At 28.6% G+C, this 16,655-nt stretch carries 16 protein-coding genes, 1 pseudogene and 1 riboswitch; of the genes and pseudogenes, 12 read left to right on the top strand and 5 right to left on the bottom strand.

What is annotated here, in order from left to right; genetic code table 11:
* The coding region (locus ACRDBA_RS06520; RefSeq protein WP_438572124.1) for an iron-containing alcohol dehydrogenase at positions 1-901 on the bottom strand (901 nt) is incomplete at its 3' end.
* Positions 902-1,064: 163 nt separating this feature from the next.
* Here ACRDBA_RS06520 and ACRDBA_RS06525 point away from each other — a divergent pair.
* Positions 1,065-1,337 (top strand): metal-sensitive transcriptional regulator, encoded by a 273-nt coding sequence (locus tag ACRDBA_RS06525; protein ID WP_438572125.1) that lies wholly within the window; start codon positions 1,065-1,067, stop codon positions 1,335-1,337.
* Between the two features lie 272 nt (positions 1,338-1,609).
* Complete coding sequence (locus ACRDBA_RS06530) at positions 1,610-2,965, top strand: sodium-dependent transporter (RefSeq protein WP_438572126.1); 1,356 nt, start codon at positions 1,610-1,612, stop codon at positions 2,963-2,965.
* Positions 2,966-3,000: 35 nt separating this feature from the next.
* Here ACRDBA_RS06530 and ACRDBA_RS06535 read toward each other — a convergent pair whose 3' ends face one another.
* Together ACRDBA_RS06535 and ACRDBA_RS06540 are read right to left on the bottom strand one after the other, a co-directional pair.
* Positions 3,001-3,459, bottom strand: a complete 459-nt coding sequence (locus ACRDBA_RS06535) for a threonine/serine exporter family protein (protein WP_438572127.1) — start codon at positions 3,457-3,459, stop codon at positions 3,001-3,003.
* A gap of 1 nt (position 3,460) precedes the next feature.
* The gene (locus ACRDBA_RS06540) at positions 3,461-4,225 is read right to left on the bottom strand and encodes a threonine/serine exporter family protein (protein ID WP_438572128.1); all 765 of its coding nucleotides are present in this window, start codon (positions 4,223-4,225) and stop codon (positions 3,461-3,463) included.
* Between the two features lie 206 nt (positions 4,226-4,431).
* Between ACRDBA_RS06540 and glyA the strand changes: the two genes are divergently transcribed.
* Positions 4,432-5,664: a serine hydroxymethyltransferase gene (glyA, locus tag ACRDBA_RS06545; protein WP_438572129.1), complete on the top strand. Its 1,233-nt coding sequence runs from the start codon at positions 4,432-4,434 to the stop codon at positions 5,662-5,664.
* A 79-nt stretch (positions 5,665-5,743) separates the two neighbouring features.
* On the opposite strand, the gene ACRDBA_RS06550 is transcribed toward glyA, so the two are convergent.
* The gene (locus ACRDBA_RS06550; protein ID WP_438572130.1) at positions 5,744-6,649 is read right to left on the bottom strand and encodes a radical SAM protein; all 906 of its coding nucleotides are present in this window, start codon (positions 6,647-6,649) and stop codon (positions 5,744-5,746) included.
* Positions 6,650-6,801: 152 nt separating this feature from the next.
* Here ACRDBA_RS06550 and ACRDBA_RS06555 point away from each other — a divergent pair, with 152 nt between their 5' ends.
* The 3 genes from ACRDBA_RS06555 to ACRDBA_RS06565 all read left to right on the top strand — a co-directional run bounded on the left by ACRDBA_RS06555 (position 6,802) and on the right by ACRDBA_RS06565 (position 9,474).
* Positions 6,802-7,560: an exodeoxyribonuclease III gene (locus tag ACRDBA_RS06555; protein WP_438572131.1), complete on the top strand. Its 759-nt coding sequence runs from the start codon at positions 6,802-6,804 to the stop codon at positions 7,558-7,560.
* A 152-nt stretch (positions 7,561-7,712) separates the two neighbouring features.
* Positions 7,713-8,669 carry an RsmB/NOP family class I SAM-dependent RNA methyltransferase gene (locus ACRDBA_RS06560; RefSeq protein ID WP_438572132.1) on the top strand — a complete coding sequence of 319 codons (957 nt, stop codon included), beginning with the start codon at positions 7,713-7,715 and terminating at the stop codon, positions 8,667-8,669.
* 67 nt (positions 8,670-8,736) lie between these two features.
* Complete coding sequence (locus ACRDBA_RS06565) at positions 8,737-9,474, top strand: N-acetylmuramoyl-L-alanine amidase (protein ID WP_438572133.1); 738 nt, start codon at positions 8,737-8,739, stop codon at positions 9,472-9,474.
* Positions 9,475-9,526: 52 nt separating this feature from the next.
* Here ACRDBA_RS06565 and ACRDBA_RS06570 read toward each other — a convergent pair whose 3' ends face one another.
* A complete protein-coding gene (locus ACRDBA_RS06570) occupies positions 9,527-10,675 on the bottom strand; it encodes an amidase domain-containing protein (protein ID WP_438572134.1) in 1,149 nt (382 codons plus the stop codon).
* A gap of 142 nt (positions 10,676-10,817) precedes the next feature.
* Here ACRDBA_RS06570 and ACRDBA_RS06575 point away from each other — a divergent pair, with 142 nt between their 5' ends.
* From ACRDBA_RS06575 to ACRDBA_RS06600, 6 genes and pseudogenes are all read left to right on the top strand, one after another.
* Complete coding sequence (locus ACRDBA_RS06575) at positions 10,818-11,804, top strand: metallophosphoesterase (protein ID WP_438572135.1); 987 nt, start codon at positions 10,818-10,820, stop codon at positions 11,802-11,804.
* A gap of 1 nt (position 11,805) precedes the next feature.
* Positions 11,806-12,738: a dipeptidase gene (locus tag ACRDBA_RS06580; RefSeq protein WP_438572136.1), complete on the top strand. Its 933-nt coding sequence runs from the start codon at positions 11,806-11,808 to the stop codon at positions 12,736-12,738.
* Between the two features lie 22 nt (positions 12,739-12,760).
* Positions 12,761-13,504: an elongation factor P 5-aminopentanone reductase gene (gene ymfI / locus ACRDBA_RS06585; RefSeq protein ID WP_438572137.1), complete on the top strand. Its 744-nt coding sequence runs from the start codon at positions 12,761-12,763 to the stop codon at positions 13,502-13,504.
* A gap of 91 nt (positions 13,505-13,595) precedes the next feature.
* Complete coding sequence (locus ACRDBA_RS06590) at positions 13,596-14,060, top strand: hypothetical protein (RefSeq protein WP_438572138.1); 465 nt, start codon at positions 13,596-13,598, stop codon at positions 14,058-14,060.
* 29 nt (positions 14,061-14,089) lie between these two features.
* Positions 14,090-16,285 (top strand): DNA topoisomerase III, encoded by a 2,196-nt coding sequence (locus ACRDBA_RS06595; RefSeq protein ID WP_438572139.1) that lies wholly within the window; start codon positions 14,090-14,092, stop codon positions 16,283-16,285.
* 45 nt (positions 16,286-16,330) lie between these two features.
* A riboswitch (Fluoride riboswitch) is annotated at positions 16,331-16,390 on the top strand.
* Positions 16,391-16,469: 79 nt separating this feature from the next.
* A pseudogene (locus tag ACRDBA_RS06600) lies at positions 16,470-16,655 on the top strand (cation:proton antiporter); the annotation flags it as partial.

The following is a 16,655-nucleotide window of genomic DNA, read 5'->3' on the forward strand; positions in this document are numbered from 1 at the left end:
AGTCATGATTATAAACATATTTCATCCAAGCAGGGAATATAATTGATAAACCAGCTCCATGAGCAATATCATAAATACCGCTTAATTCATGTTCTATATCGTGACTTGCCCAGTCACCAATTCTTCCCATACTTAAAGAATCATTATGTGCAACCATACCAGCAAGCATTATTTCTGATCTTAAATCATAATCTTTTGGATTATTAATAACCTTTAAACCATTTTCAATAATTGATTTCATTGTTCCTTCACAAAGTCTATCTGTTAAATCAACGTTTGATTCATTAGTAAAGTATCTTTCCATAACATGAGCAAGCATATCCGCTACACCACAAGCAGTTTGATACTTAGGAAGAGAATAAGTTAATTCAGGGTTCATAATTGAGAATATTGGTCTAAGGTCAGGATGGCCTGTACTCTTTTTATATAAACCATCTTCATTTGTAATTACAGTTCCAGCACTAGTTTCACTTCCAGCAGCAGGAATAGTTAATATAGTTGCAAGCTTAACGCATTTGTGATTTATAGGAGCACCTAGGAATAAGTCCCATACATCACCATCATAGTTTACTCCAGCTGATATAGCTTTAGCAGAGTCAATAACACTACCACCACCAACTGCAAGAATAAAGTCAATATTATGTTCTCTACAAGCTTTAATTCCTTCTCTAACTAATGAAACTCTAGGATTTGGTTTTACACCTGAAAGTTCTATAACTTCTATGTTTGATTCTTTTAATGAATTTATTATAGTATCATATAATCCGTTAGCTTTAATACTTCCTCCACCGTAATGTAAAAGGATTTTATCTGCATATTTTTTAACTTCTTTTCCAATTTGCTTTTCAGTATCTTTACCGAAAATAATTTCAGTACTATTTTTAAATGAAAAATTTATCATAATTATTACCTCCTAATAAGTGTTATTATTAATAATACATTATTTAGTAAACATTATCAAACGTTTAATTAATAAAATAAGTTAATATATTTATTGAATATTAATAGATAAGAATGTAGAATATATACCATATAGAGGTATCTAAAAACTGGAGGAATTTAATTTGTACGAAGAAAATGAAAAATTAAGAAAAGATATAATAAATAGGTTAAAAAGGATTGAAGGTCAAGTAAAAGGAATTCAAGGAATGATGGAAAAAAACGTATGTTGTGGAGATATACTTGTCCAAATATCTGCAATAAGATCTGCAATTAATAAAGTTGGAGGATTAACAATAGAGCATTATGCTAATAATTGTCTAGGAATAGAAGAAGATACTCAACAACAAGAAAATTTAAAAAGATTAATTAAAACAATAAACACTTTTGTTAAGTAAATGTATTTGTTGTAAAATAGAAGCAAAAAAGATATAGGAAAATAAGTATAATTGCTTATTAGTTCTATATCTTTTTTATTATATACAAATACCTAAATTTAACAAGTTAATATTTTCAAATGTAAATACATTGATCAAATTGATTAAATATCAATAAAAGAGATATATTAATATCAAACAAACAATAAATATCTCAATTAATTGACAAAATACAAATAATAAATTAATATAGATACTATAATGATAATCGTTAAGAAAAAGGGGGATTTAACATGAGTAGAGAAAATTTTAGTTCGAGATTAGGGATTCTTGCAGCCGCAGCAGGTTCGGCTATAGGATTGGGAAATATATGGAAGTTTCCTTACATAACTGGACAAAACGGAGGGGCAGCATTTATTATTGTATATTTAATTTGTATCTTTTTAATAGGTATTCCTGTTATGTTATCAGAATTTGCCATTGGAAGAAAATATCAAACTAATGCAATAGAAAGTTTTAAGAAGATTGCTCCAAAAACAAAGTGGCATTGGACTGGATACTTAGCAACAGCAACAGCATTTATAATTCTTTCATTTTATGCTATGATTGCTGGATGGGTATTCTCATATATATTCAAGTCAGCCACAGGTGCATTAAAGGGAGTTCCAGCAGATGGATTTAGTGATTATTTTAATTCTTTAGCAGCTAGTCCTGTAGAGCCAGTATTAATGACTCTTTTAGTATTAGTAATTACAGCAGTAATAGTTTTCTTTGGAATTAAATCAGGTATAGAAAAGTTTAGTAAAATAGCAATGCCTTTATTATTAGGACTTATAGTAATTTTAATAATTAGATCAGTTACATTACCTGGAGCATCAGCAGGTCTTGAGTTTTTATTTAAGCCTGATTTTAGTAAGCTTTCAGTTCATGGAGTTTTAGAAGCATTAGGACATGCTTTTTATACACTTAGTTTAGGTATGGGGATTATACTTACTTTTGGTGGATATACAAAGAAAAGTGAAAACTTAGTTTCATTATCTTATCAAGTTGCTATTGCAGATACAGTAATTGCATTAATGGCAGGTGTCGTAATATTCCCAGCAGTTTTTGCTTATGGATTAGAGCCAACAGCAGGACCAGGACTTTTATTTATAACATTACCAACAGTATTTAAAGCAATGCCGTTTGGTCAATTTTTTGAAATATTATTCTTTGTATTAATAGCTATAGCTGCTTTAACATCAACTGTATCATTAATGGAAACTTCAGTTACATTTGTATCAGAACAGTTTAAGTTAAGTAGAAAGAAAACAATAGCAATTATTACAACAGCATTATTTGCATTATCAATTCCTAGTATACTATCATTTGGAGTTTTATCAGATATTAAACTTTTAGGTGATAGAGGAATATTTGATACTCTTGATTTTGTAACAGGACAAATTTTACTTCCAATTGGTGGAGTATTAATATGCTTATTTGTTGCATGGGTATGGGGAACTAAAAATGCAGCTAAAGAAATTTCAAGTGATGGTAAGTTTACATTTAGACTTCAAGGTTTATATTCATTTTCAGTTAAGTATTTAGCACCATTTGCAATTTTAATAATATTCTTATATGGATTAGGAGTTTTTAATTTATTTAAATAACTATAATAAGTACCTACAAATTTATTTGTAGGTACTTATGTATTTTGAGCAAAGTTCTTTCTTTCTCTTCTTCTTTTAGCAGACATTATAAGCCTTGTAGATGTAGAAACAAAAATTACACCAAGGGCTAATGTTCCAGCGCTAGCAAGGGTAGTTAATCCTGTTTCTAGAGATTGATTTATATTACCAGTAATAGCTTCATACATGGTGTAATACATTCCTCCACCAGGAACTAAAGGAATAAGGGCACAAATAACTAATGTAGTTACGGGGGTTTTTAAAACACGAGCAAAAATTTCAGAATAAGCACTAAATATTAATGAAGATATAAAAAGTGAAGAAATAGTTGTGAATTTTAGTTCTAAACATAATAAGTAAATAAACCAGCTTAAAGCACCTCCAAAGGCAGCGAAGAAAAGATTTTTACCTTTTATGTTGAAAAGTATTCCAAATCCTAATGTTGCAATAAAGGCTATGAAAGTTTGAATAATCATTTTATATACCTCCGAAGTTACTTATCCAAAAGCTTAAAACTGCTCCAGTTCCTACTGCAATAGAAATTGCAACAAGAAATGCTTCAGCAGCTCTAGTTAGTCCTGCTAATAAGTCGCCTGAAATAGTATCTCTAATGGCATTTGTAATAGATAATCCAGGGACTAAAAGCATAATAGAACCGATTATTGTCTTATCTAAATTTGTAGCTATTCCTAAACTGGTAAAAAATATTGCCATTATAGCAGCAATACCTGCACAAATACTATTTATAAAAAAAGTATTTATATTAAGATTTGAAAATTTAATAGAGGTTATTTTAATTACAATACCTATAAAGAAAGCAGAAATTGCATCTTTAATTGCTCCATCAAAAAGAAAAACAAAGCAAAAGGCACCTAAGGCTGAAATTAAAACATTAGTAGTTATACTATATCTATTTCCATTATTTATAATTAAAAGCTCCTTTTTTAAATCAGAAATTGATAGATTTTTAGAAAGAATATTTCTTGATAAGTCATTAACCTTATCAACTTTATCTAAATCAACTGTTCTAACAGAAACTCTTTTTATTAGTGAATAAGTTTTTCCAGCATCATAAATAGAAACCATGATTCCAGTAGTAGTAACAAAGCTATCTGCCTCTTCAGCACCATAAATTTTGCATATACGCCAAATAATTTCTTCTGCTCTATAGGTTTCAGCACCACTTTCTAGCATTATTTTGCCAGCAAAAGTAGCAACATGAAGTAATTCATCCATATCCATAATGTCTCTCCTAAAAAATATTTATAATTTATTATTACACACTAATGTAAATAAAATACTAAATTAAAATTAAAGAAAATATATTAAATAGAATAACACCTTAATTTATAAAGTATTACTAAAAGCTAATTATAATTAAATAATATTGTTGATTAATAAATGAATTAACATTATAATTGATAAAAAAGGACTTTGGGGTGATAAATATGGATTTTAATAAATTATTAAAAGAAGATGAATTAGTTTATAGCTTAATGGAAAAAGAGCTAGAAAGACAAAGAAATGGAATAGAGCTTATAGCTTCAGAAAACTTTGCTTCAGAAGCAGTTATGGAAGCTATGGGATCATACTTAACTAATAAGTATGCTGAAGGATATCCTAATAAAAGATATTATGGTGGATGTCACGTAGTTGACAAAATTGAAGATATAGCACGTGATAGGGCAAAGGAGTTATTTGGTGCAGAACATGCTAATGTTCAACCACATTCAGGTTCACAAGCAAATATGGCTGTTTATTTTTCAATTTTAGAGCCTGGAGATACTGTTTTAGGAATGGATTTAAGCCATGGAGGACATTTAACTCATGGTTCACCAGTTAACTTTTCAGGTAAGCTTTTTAACTTTGTTTCATATGGAGTTGACAAGGTAACAGAAGAAATTGATTATGATGTAGTAAGAAGATTAGCTATTGAAAATAAACCAAAATTAATAGTAGCAGGGGCAAGTGCATATGCTAGAGAAATAGATTTTAAAAAGTTTAAAGACATATGTGATGAAGTTGGAGCTTTATTTATGGTTGATATGGCTCATATTGCTGGATTAGTTGCAGCAGGAGTACATCCTTCACCAGTTCCATATGCAGATTTTGTTACATCTACAACTCATAAGACTCTTCGTGGACCAAGAGGTGGATTAATATTATGTAAAGATAAATACGCTAAGGTATTAGATAAAAACATCTTCCCTGGAATTCAAGGTGGACCTTTAATGCATACAATTGCAGCCAAGGCAGTATGCTTTAAAGAAGCGTTAGACCCAAGCTATAAAGGTTATATGGAAAATGTAGTTCTTAACTGTAAGGAACTTGCAAATTCATTAATAAGTTATGGATTTAAAATAGTTTCTGGTGGAACAGACAATCATTTAATATTAGTTGATTTAACTAATAAGGATATTACAGGTAAGGATGCTGAAATATTATTAGATAGTATAGGAATAACAGTTAATAAAAATACTGTGCCTAATGAAACTAGAAGTCCTTTTGTAACTTCAGGAATAAGAATAGGAACTGCTGCTGTTACAACTAGAGGATTTAATACAGAGGATATGAAGGAAATTGCTAGTATAATTAATGATGTAATTTCTGTAAGAGAAGAGGACTTAACTAATATAAAAATAAGAGTTAAGAACTTATGTGATAAATATCCATTATATTAAGGTTAAAAAAAGAGGTAGATATCTATCTCTTTTTATTTTATAAGAAAAAAAGGCTATGACTTTTTAGCCATAGCTTATTTTAAACACCTTCATTTTTAAAGGAAGGAACAAAGGCTTTAGAGTTAGTTCCTGTATCTTGAATAAATCCCTTTGTAACGCCTATATCTACAGCATAATTAACTAAGGAATCATAATGTTTAGGATTAAGGCTTTTATTAATTTCAGGATAATTACAGGACTTGTACATTGGTGTATATTGATTCATTATAGAAATATAAATTTTATCTCCAAATGTATTATAAAGACTATCAATAACTTTTTTAGAATCGAATAATAATCCAGGTAACATTAAATGACGTACTATTACACCTTTTGTAATAATTCCATTATCATCAAAGGTAGGCTCTCCGACTTGAGAAACCATTTCTTTTATAATAGATAAAACATTATATGAATAATCATTAGCATTTGAATATTTTAAAGAATATTTATGGTTAAAATATTTAAAATCAGGTAAATATACATCTATATATCCTTTCAGAGATTTTATAGTCTCTAAGGAATCAAAGCCATTTGTATTATATACAATAGGAATATTTAATCCATTTTTCTTTGAAATTTTTAAAGCTTCTATTATTTGTGGTACATAGTGAGTCGGGGTAACTAAATTAATATTATTAGCTCCCTTTTCTTGAAGCTCAATAAAAATATCACTAAGTCTAGTGATATCAATTTCTTTTCCATTTCCATCACTTGAAATTTCATAGTTTTGGCAAAAAACACATCTTAAATTACAATTAGAAAAGAAAACAGTACCAGAACCAGATTCACCGGAAATACAAGGTTCTTCCCAAAAGTGAAGTTCTGCTCTAGCTACTTTAATTTTATTTGAAGAATTACAAAATCCTAAATTTTTATTATTTCTGTTAATATTACATTTTCTCATACATAAATTACAATTATCTAACATATTTAAATTATTCATAAGGCACCTCTATAAAGTTATATTATAATTATAACATTAAATTAAAGTTTTTAAATAATCATAGAATAAGAATGATTTAATAGATAATTATTTTAAAATAAGTTTACTTTAGATATAATATAAATTAAGTAAAAATAAAAGGAGAGAAGAAAATGAAGCTTATATCATGGAATGTAAATGGAATCAGAGCTTGTGTAACTAAAGGTTTTTTAGATTATTTTAAAGATGTGGATGCAGATATTTTTTGTATTCAAGAAAGCAAGCTACAGGAAGGACAAATTAATTTAGAATTAGAAGGATATCATCAATATTGGAATTATGCTATAAAAAAAGGTTATTCAGGAACAGCTATATTTACTAAAAAAGAGCCTTTAAGTGTTTCTTATGGGCTTTCAATTCAAGAGCATGATGAAGAAGGAAGAGTAATAACGTTAGAGTTTGAAGAGTTTTACATGATAACCGTCTATACTCCAAATTCTCAAAATGAGCTTGCAAGATTAGATTATAGAATGGTATGGGATGATGAATTTAGAAAGTACTTAAAAGCTTTAGACAACATTAAACCAGTAATAGTTTGTGGAGATCTAAATGTAGCACATAAAGAAATTGATTTAAAAAATCCTAAAACTAATAGAAAAAATGCTGGTTTTACAGATGAAGAAAGAGAAAAGCTTAATGCAATTTTAAATGAAGGTTTTATAGATTCGTATAGATATTTTTATCCAGATAAAAAGGATTCATATTCTTGGTGGTCATATAGATTTAAAGCAAGAGAAAAAAATGCTGGATGGAGAATAGATTATTTCTTAGTTTCTGAAAAGCTTAAAGATAAATTAGAGGGCGCAGATATACATACTGAAATATTAGGTTCAGATCATTGCCCTGTTGAATTAACAATAGATTTAAAGTAATATATTTACTAAAATCTATAAAATCCAAGGAGGTAAAATCTTCTTGGATTTTTTTGTTTTAACTAATTTAATAAAGAGGTACTAGGGTATTTATAATCATAATATCATAAGGTAAATAGTATTATATAATATGAATATATTATAGGGGTGAGATGGTGTCTATAAAAGAAATTAAATATAGCTTGCCAAAGGAATTTATTGAGGTATTAGAAAATATCTTTACTGATCGTCAACTAGATATGATTTACAGAAGTTATGGTAATGGTAGAAATACAAGCTTTAGAGTAAACAAAATAAAGGGAAATGTTAAAGAAGTTATGGATGAACTTAATAAAAATAAAATAAAGGCTGTAAATCACCCTAAGATAAATAATACATTTATAATTAAAGGAAGCAAAGAAAGCTTTATTAGGAAATTAGATGTATATAAAGCAGGGAAGATTTATCTTCAAAATCCATCATCTATGTTGCCACCTTTATTTCTAGATTTAGACAAAAAGCAAACTATATTAGATTTATGTGCAGCACCAGGTGGTAAAAGTTTATTTATGGCTGATTTAACTAATAACGAATCAACTATTTTTGCAAATGATGTAAATGAAATAAGAAGAGAAAGATTAAACTATAATGCAGAAAAACAGGGGGCAGAATCAATAATAATCGTAGGTAGTGATGGATGTAGTGTAGGAAAAAGATTAAATAATTACTTTGATCGTGTACTTTTAGATGCACCTTGTTCTGGAGAGGGAACTATACACTTAAAAAATAAGAAAAATTATAATGGATGGTCAGAAAAAAGAGTTAAAAGCTGTGTTAAGCTTCAAAAAAGACTAATAGAAAGTGCTTATTTGTCATTAAAGCAAGGTGGAGTTATGATATATTCCACTTGTACATTAAATCCATTTGAAAATGAAGAAATAATAGAATATATTTTAAATAAGCATAGTGATTTAAAATTAGAAAAAATTAATCTAGATTACAAAAATGTAATTCCGGGCCTTAAAGGATATAAAGATAAAAATTATATAAAGGATATGAATAAATCATTAAGGATAATCCCTAATGATGTTATGGAAGGTTTTTTTATAGCTAAATTGAAAAAAAGTTAAAATGAATAAGTTGAATCCTCTTTGCAAAATATATTAGTATGTTTACAAAGGAGGAGAAATATTAAGTATGAGAAACAAAATAAGATTCTTATCATTAGTTTTAGTTATTGGATTACTAGTTAACTTTATTGGAAGTACAATGACAAAAGCTTTAATGTTAAAAGAAGAAAGTTCTAAGAAATTTACTGTGTGCATTGACCCAGGACACCAAGAAAAAGGTGATCCAAAGGGGGAAGCAGTTGCTCCGGGTTCAGGAAATAAAAAAGCAAGGGTTTCAGCAGGAACAAAGGGTGTAGGAACTAAAAAAAATGAATATGTTGTAAACTTAGAGGCTTCGCTAATTTTAAGAGATATATTAAAAGAAAATGATTACAATGTAATTATGACAAGAGAAGTTCATAATGTGAATATAAGTAATGCTGAGCGAGCTAAGGTTGCAAATGATGCAAATGCAGATATGACAATAAGGATTCATTGTGATAGTGTAAATGACTGTTGTAAAAAAGGTGCAACAATATTAGTTCCATCTAAATCAGGGAAACATACGTCAAGTATTTATGAGAAAAGCTTTGAATATGCTGAAATATTAAAGAAAAATTTAAAGGAATCTGGAATAAAGGTAAATGGTATTATAGAGAGAGATGATATAACTGGTTTTAATTGGTCTACGGTTCCAGTAATAATATTAGAAATGGGATTTATGAGCAATTGGGAAGAGGACAAAATGTTAGCAGATACAAATTATCAAAAGAAATTAATGGACATAGTTACCAAGTCCTTAGACCAATATAAAGAAAGTAAATAATTTACTATAAAAGCTAAAGGCATCTTTTGAATTTAAAAGATGCCTTTAGCTTTTAATAATGTACGTGAACTAAATGAAAGCGTATATTTGGATTACTCCATCCTAGGTCATAGGGAACTAAAAGTCTATCAGTATTATGGCAAGTCACTAATGGATATCCTTTAGAATCAAATCCAGTAACAGTTGAAATATGAGTTATTCGCCCTTTTTTTTCATATGCAACAAAATCTCCAGGTCTCATATTAAAGGCAGCCTTATATACTTGTTGATAAGTTCCCTTTGCAATATAAGATGCACGACCACTTCCAACCATATAGTTTTTAAAGCCTTGAGCATTAAGCCAAGATTTAGTTCCGTTTTTACCTTCATAGCTCCATGTTCCATTTTTCTTAAAGCCTCCTCCTTCATGTAAAATTTGAGAGGCAAAATTAGCACAGTCACCACCATCGGGATTATGATTTTTATATTTTGAATTGTATTTAAAGGTAAACTCCTCATCTTCTGAAACGCCACAGTAGGTGTGAGCATAATCTAAAGCTTTTTGAAGTCTTTCAGAGGCAGTGAATTCAGGGGGGCTTTGAGATAAAATAAAGTCGCTAATTTCTTCAGATTTTATATTTTCTATATCTAAGGAGTCTGCAAAGGGGTCTGTATACCATTCCTTAGTTATTATATATTTATCATCTGTCTTTTTTAAATTTAAATAATGATTAGTACCTAACCTAAAATGATTTATAACATCTGGAGTATCTATATAAAAATAATTAAAGTCTGTTGCAACATCACAAATAACTCCAAATAACCCAGGCTCCTTTTCAACAACCTTTCTAATTCTAACAGTTGATTTTAAATCTCTAAATTGAACAGCTTGTTTTTCTGACCAATTAATTAAATATTGAGTTTTTTTTGCTTCGCTTTCATAAGCCCAAAGACTTACTTTAATTTTTAAGTCATAAAATTCCTTTAAAAGCTCAGAATCTCCACAAACAACGGCAGCGTTTCTTTTGCAAAATAGGTCTTCTAAAAGAACTTTAAATTCATTTTTCACTTCATCTGATGTTGGTTCTAGTTCATTTAATGTAGATATTTCTTCATCTATATTTAAATTATTAAATATAGGACTAGACTTGGATATAGATGAAGGAAAAAGCAAGGTTAAAAATAATAATAATGATATAATCCTTTTATAATTTTTATGCACAAGACTTCTCTCCTTTTTAATAATATAAAATTAGTTTGTTCAAATCTAAGATATTTATATATAAAAAGAAAAGATTATTTTTAATATCAAAATAATTATTTTTGAATAAAATAATATGTTATTAATAAAGGGAGTTTAGTTAATGGGAAATTTAGATAATGTATATGAAAAGTCTAATGAAGTAGAAATAGATAATAACTCAAAGCTAGTGTTTATTTCAGATGTTCACCGTGGAGATGGAACATACTATGATTCTCTGCTGCCTAATAAAAACATATATAAAACAGCTATTTCTTATTACTTTAGAAATGGTTTTACTTACGTAGAAGTTGGAGATGGAGATGAGCTTTGGAAAAATAAAAATTTTAATGATATAGCATATATTTATGAGGATATTTTTAAAATATTAAATAAATTTAAGGAAAAAAACAGACTTTATATAATTTATGGAAATCATGATATAATAAAAAAGAATGAAAACTTTTATATTAAAGAGTATAGAGCATTAAGAAAAATTGGAGCAGATTATGGAAAAGAATTTTTAAAGTTTATAAAGGATTTAAAGTTTTATGAAGGAATAAGATTTAATTATTTAAAAATTAATGAAAGTTTCCTTGTAACTCATGGACACCAAGTAGATTTTATTAATTCTACACTTTGGAGGTATTCAAGATTTTTAGTAAGGTATGTATGGAAGTTTTTAAATGGAATTGCAGGGTTTAAAGATCCAACGAGTCCAGCTAGAAATAATATAAAGGGAGATAAGGTTGACAAAAAACTTGAAAAGTATGCTAGGGAAAGCCAAAGAATGATTATTTGTGGTCATACACATAATAGTAGAATGCCTGGAAAATACGAGCCACCATATTTTAATGATGGATGTTGTGTTCTGCCATTTGCAATGACTTGTATAGAAATAGAAAAGGGTAAGATATCCCTTGTTAAGTGGAGTGTTGAAGCTCAAGAAAATGGAGTTTTATGGGTTAAGAGAAAGGCTATAAGCGCGGCTCAAAGCTTAGAGGAGTATCTTTTATGGGCTAGGTCTGAAAGAATAAAAATAAATGATTTAAAAGAAGAAGAAAGAAAAGATATTAAATCTTCAAAAATATTTAAGAAAGTGAGAGATTAATGTGAAATCAATAGACTTACATTGTGATACAGCAAGTAGATTATTATATGAAGGGTTAAGCTTAAAGGATAGTATTTGTAAGATAGATATTAATAAGCTACAAAAATCTAAGGCTTTAGGGCAGGTGTTTGCACATTTTATTGAACTAGATATAGTGGATAATCCATATAAAGAATTTATAAAAATGTATAATAATTTTATTCAGGAAATAAATAAAAATAATAATGATATTGTAATAGTTAGAAATTTAGAGGAACTTGAAGAAGCTAATATAATAGGAAAGTTAGGTGGATTTATTTCTATTGAAGAGGGGGAAGTTTTAGAGGGAAAGGTTGAAAGAGTAAAAGAAGTTTATGATTTAGGTGTAAGATTTATTACTTTAACTTGGAACTTTGAAAATAGCATAGGATATCCTAATTATAAGAATAAATATAAGGATTTTGGTTTAAAGGAAAAAGGAAAAGAAATAGTGTTGGAAATGGAGAATTTAGGAATTATACCTGATTGCTCACATCTTTCAGATGGAGGCTTTTATGATTTAATAGATATTTGTAGAAAGCCATTTATTGCAACTCACTCTAATGCAAGAGAAATTACTAATCATCCAAGAAATCTTACAGATGATATGATAAGAAAGTTATCTTCTAAGGGTGGGGTTATGGGATTAAACTTTTGTGCTCCATTTTTAGGTGAAAATAAAGTGTCTAGAATAGAAGATATGATGCTTCATTTAAAGCATACAAAAAATATTGGTGGAGTAGATGTTATTGCACTAGGAACAGATTTTGATGGAATAGAAAATGAAGTTGAAATTAAAGATTTTAGTGAAATGTATAAGCTAATAGAAGAGCTTAAAAAAGGTGGATTTACAGAAGGTGAAATAGATAAAATATTTTATGGAAATGTAAAAAGAGTTTTAAGAGATTGCTTATAAAAAGAAAAAAGAGGAGTAAAAAATGGAGAACTTAAAAGGAAAAGTTGCTATAGTAACTGGGGCTTCAAGAGGAATAGGAAGAGGTATTTCTATAGAGCTTGCAAAAGAAGGTGCTTTAGTAGTAATAAACTATTCAAAGGATTTAAAGGGAGCTGAAGAAACATTAAGGTTGATTAATGACTTTGGAGGCTATGGAAAAATAATAAAAGGTGATATATCAGATTTTGATACTTGTGCAAGTATTGTAGATGAAACATTAAAGGCCTTTGGAAAAATTGATATTCTTATTAATAATGCTGGTAGATCTGAAATAGGACTATTTATGGATTCAACAAAGGAATCTATTGATAATTTAATAGGAGTAAATTTACTTGGAACAATGTATATGGCTAAGAATGTTTTAAATCATATGATTAGTAGAGGAACTGGAAGTATTGTAAATATATCATCTATTTGGGGTGATGTAGGAGCATCTTGTGAAGTAGTTTATTCTACATCTAAGGGAGGATTAAACTTATTTACTAAATCTTTAGCAAAGGAAGTTTCGGCAATGGGGATAAGAATTAATGCTATTGCACCAGGAGTTATAGAGACAGAAATGAATTCTTTTCTTTCATTAGATGAAAAAAGAGAGTTAGAAGAAGAAATACCAATGGGGAGATTTGGGGATGTTTCAGAAATAGGAAAAGCTGTAGTTTTTTTATGTAGTGAAAATTGTAAGTATTTAAATGGCCAAATAATTAAAATAGATGGAGCCTTTATTTAACAGCTAGTTCATTTAGTATATGACTTATAGAATTAAAGATTTTAGAGATACTAATATTGAAGTAAATTTATTTTTACTAGGAGGTATTAGTATGGATACAAATTTATATAAAGATGAAATATTTAGAACTTATAAGATAGATTATTTAGGGAAATATAAATTTTACGATGATGAGGAAGAGTTTTTAAAAAGAAAAGATGGCGAATATATTTTAAATAACTTAAAAGAAAGTAAGAGATTTGATTATGATGGTTGCTCCTTTACATTTACTAAGTATGGAAATATATCAGAGGGCGTAACTGAAAAGGATGTTAGTATTACTATAGAAAAAGATAATATTAATGTTATAATGAATAATGAAAAAGTTCACCTTGATTTAATTTATAAAATGCAAGTAAAGGAACTAGAAGACCATTTTAGAATAGCTACACGTATAAGTGAAGTTGGTGATTCTGTTTCTTGTTTAATATATATAAATTTAACAGATCAAAAGGACTTTATAAAGGCTTTAGAATATATAAGAGGGCTTCAAAAGGAGTTTGCAAAGCCTAAATAAAAAATGTTTAAAAATCAAAAGGAGATAATATGGGGAAGATTTTAGTTCTTGCTGAAAAGCCTAGTGTTGGTAGAGATATTGCTAAGGTTTTAAAGTGCAATCAAAATAAGGGAAGTTATATAGAAGGGAGCAAATACATAATTACTTGGGCTTTAGGTCATTTAGTTGGGCTACAAGATCCAGAGGCTTATGATAATAAATATAAAACTTGGAGTATGGAAACATTACCTATGCTTCCTAAGTATATGAAGCTTACTGTATTAAAGAAAACTTCAAAGCAATTTTATGAAGTGAAAAAAGTCATGCTAAGACCTGATATTGATGAAATAGTAATAGCTACAGATGCTGGACGTGAAGGGGAATTAGTAGCTAGATGGATAATAGAAAAGGTTGGAGTTAAAAAGCCTATTAAAAGATTATGGATATCATCTCAAACAGATAAAGCAATCTTAGATGGGTTTAGAAATTTAAAAGATGGAAAACAATATGAAAATCTTTATAAGGCTGCGGTTTGTAGAGCAGAGGCAGATTGGATTGTTGGTCTTAACGTAACTAGAGCATTAACTTGTAAATACAATGCTCAGCTTTCGGCAGGAAGAGTTCAATCACCAACTTTAGCAATGATAGTAGCTAGAGAAGAGGAGATAAAGAACTTTAAACCAAAGGATTATTATACTATTTCTGCTGAGAGCAATGGCTTTTCACTTCAATATGTAAATAATGATAATAATAGTCGTATTTTTAATGAAGAAATAGCAAATTCAATTTTTGCAAAGGTTAAAGGTGAAGATGCTGAGGTTATAGAAGTTTTAGAAAGTGATAAAAAGAAGTTTTCACCAGCACTTTATGACTTAACAGAATTACAAAGAGATGCAAACAGAATATTTGGATATTCTGCAAAGCAAACTCTTTCAATTATGCAAAGGTTATATGAAAATCACAAGGTATTAACTTATCCTAGAACAGATTCAAGATATATATCTAAAGATATTGTAGCTACTCTTCCAGATAGATTAAGAGCTATTTCTTTAGGTGTTTATAGAAATGCTACTTCAGAAATATTAAAGGGAAGAATTAATGCTAATAAAAGCTTTGTGGATGATTCAAAGGTAAGTGATCACCATGCAATAATTCCAACGGAAGAAAGACCAAATTTAAGTAATTTAAGTTCTGAAGAAAGAAATGTTTATGATTTAGTAATAAAAAGATTTTTAAGCGTTTTAATGCCACCTTTTGAATATATTCAAACAAGTGTAAAGGCTAAGATTAAAAACGAGATATTTATATCTAAAGGACAGGTTATTAAATCAAAGGGTTGGAAGGCTGTATATGACAAAGAAAAGTTTGAAGATGAAAGAAATGATGAAGAATTAAAGGATCAAGTATTACCTAAGTTAAGTAAGGGTGATAAGATATCAATTAAAGAGGTAAAGATTAAGACTTCTCAAACTAAGGCTCCAGGAAGATTTAATGAAGGAACTCTTTTATCTGCAATGGAAAATCCACAAAAATATATTGCAATATCAAAGGATGCAGCAAAAACATTAGGAGAAACAGGTGGACTTGGTACTGTAGCAACAAGAGCTGATATTATAGAAAAGCTGTTTAATTCATTTGTTATTGAAAGAAAGGGTAAAGACATATTACCTACTTCAAAGGGAAAACAATTGATTGAATTAGTTCCATCTGATTTAAAATCTCCATTACTTACTGCTAAATGGGAAAAAAGGTTAGATGAAATAAGTAAGGGAATAAGTGATGCAAATTCATTTGTATTTGAAATGAGAAAATATGCTACTAATTTAGTTCAAGATGTTAAGGGAACTAATAGTAAGTTTGTGCATGATAATAAAACAGGGAAGAAATGTCCAAATTGCGGAAAGTATCTATTAGAGGTAAAAGGAAAAAATGGAACAATGAATGTTTGCCAAGATAGAGAATGTGGATATAGAGAAAATGTTGCTAGAAACACTAATGCAAGATGCCCAGAATGTAAAAAGAAGCTAGAGCTTAGAGGACAAGGAGAAGGACAAATTTACGTATGTCCTAACACTAATTGTAGTTTTAGAGAAAAAGCAAGTGTATTTAATAAAAGATTTGATAAGAAATCAGATAAGGCAAATAAAAAAGAAGTAAATAATTTAATGAAGAAAATGAAAAAACAATCTGAGGAAGATATAAATAATCCATTTGCTGATCTTTTAAAGGGATTCAATAGTAACTAGTATTTACAAAAGAATGAATTTAGTATATAATTGAGGCATAATTTAAGAAATATAGGCGATGGAGTTCGCCTTTAAATGCTATAAGCTAATGACTCCTACTCTTTAAGGGTAGGAGTCTATTTTTTTGCTTAAAAATGTTATAAAATAAATTATTTCTTAGATAATAAATATATAGGAGGATAAGATGAATATATTAATAATAATAATAAGTTTAATAATAATAGGGGTTTTCGCAAATTACTCAGGAAAGATTATAGAAAAACTAAAGCTTCCTGCTTTAGTTGGAATGATGATTTTAGGAATGTTTATTGGGCCTTCATTTTTAAATATTGTTCCAAAAGAAACTTTAGCATTATCTAGTGAAATTAAG

It is taken from the genome of Clostridium sp., from assembly GCF_051654825.1.
Classification (GTDB): domain Bacteria; phylum Bacillota; class Clostridia; order Clostridiales; family Clostridiaceae; genus Clostridium.

Coding starts and splice junctions, on each gene's coding strand:
- ACRDBA_RS06530 (WP_438572126.1), top strand. CDS start 1,610: ATGAGTAGAGAAAATTTTAGTTCGAGATTAGGGATTCTTGCAGCCGCA.
- ACRDBA_RS06565 (WP_438572133.1), top strand. CDS start 8,737: ATGAGAAACAAAATAAGATTCTTATCATTAGTTTTAGTTATTGGATTA.
- ymfI (WP_438572137.1), top strand. CDS start 12,761: ATGGAGAACTTAAAAGGAAAAGTTGCTATAGTAACTGGGGCTTCAAGA.
- ACRDBA_RS06535 (WP_438572127.1), bottom strand. CDS start 3,459: ATGATTATTCAAACTTTCATAGCCTTTATTGCAACATTAGGATTTGGA.
- glyA (WP_438572129.1), top strand. CDS start 4,432: ATGGATTTTAATAAATTATTAAAAGAAGATGAATTAGTTTATAGCTTA.
- ACRDBA_RS06560 (WP_438572132.1), top strand. CDS start 7,713: ATGGTGTCTATAAAAGAAATTAAATATAGCTTGCCAAAGGAATTTATT.
- ACRDBA_RS06550 (WP_438572130.1), bottom strand. CDS start 6,649: ATGAATAATTTAAATATGTTAGATAATTGTAATTTATGTATGAGAAAA.
- ACRDBA_RS06575 (WP_438572135.1), top strand. CDS start 10,818: ATGGGAAATTTAGATAATGTATATGAAAAGTCTAATGAAGTAGAAATA.
- ACRDBA_RS06540 (WP_438572128.1), bottom strand. CDS start 4,225: ATGGATATGGATGAATTACTTCATGTTGCTACTTTTGCTGGCAAAATA.
- ACRDBA_RS06555 (WP_438572131.1), top strand. CDS start 6,802: ATGAAGCTTATATCATGGAATGTAAATGGAATCAGAGCTTGTGTAACT.
- ACRDBA_RS06595 (WP_438572139.1), top strand. CDS start 14,090: ATGGGGAAGATTTTAGTTCTTGCTGAAAAGCCTAGTGTTGGTAGAGAT.
- ACRDBA_RS06590 (WP_438572138.1), top strand. CDS start 13,596: ATGGATACAAATTTATATAAAGATGAAATATTTAGAACTTATAAGATA.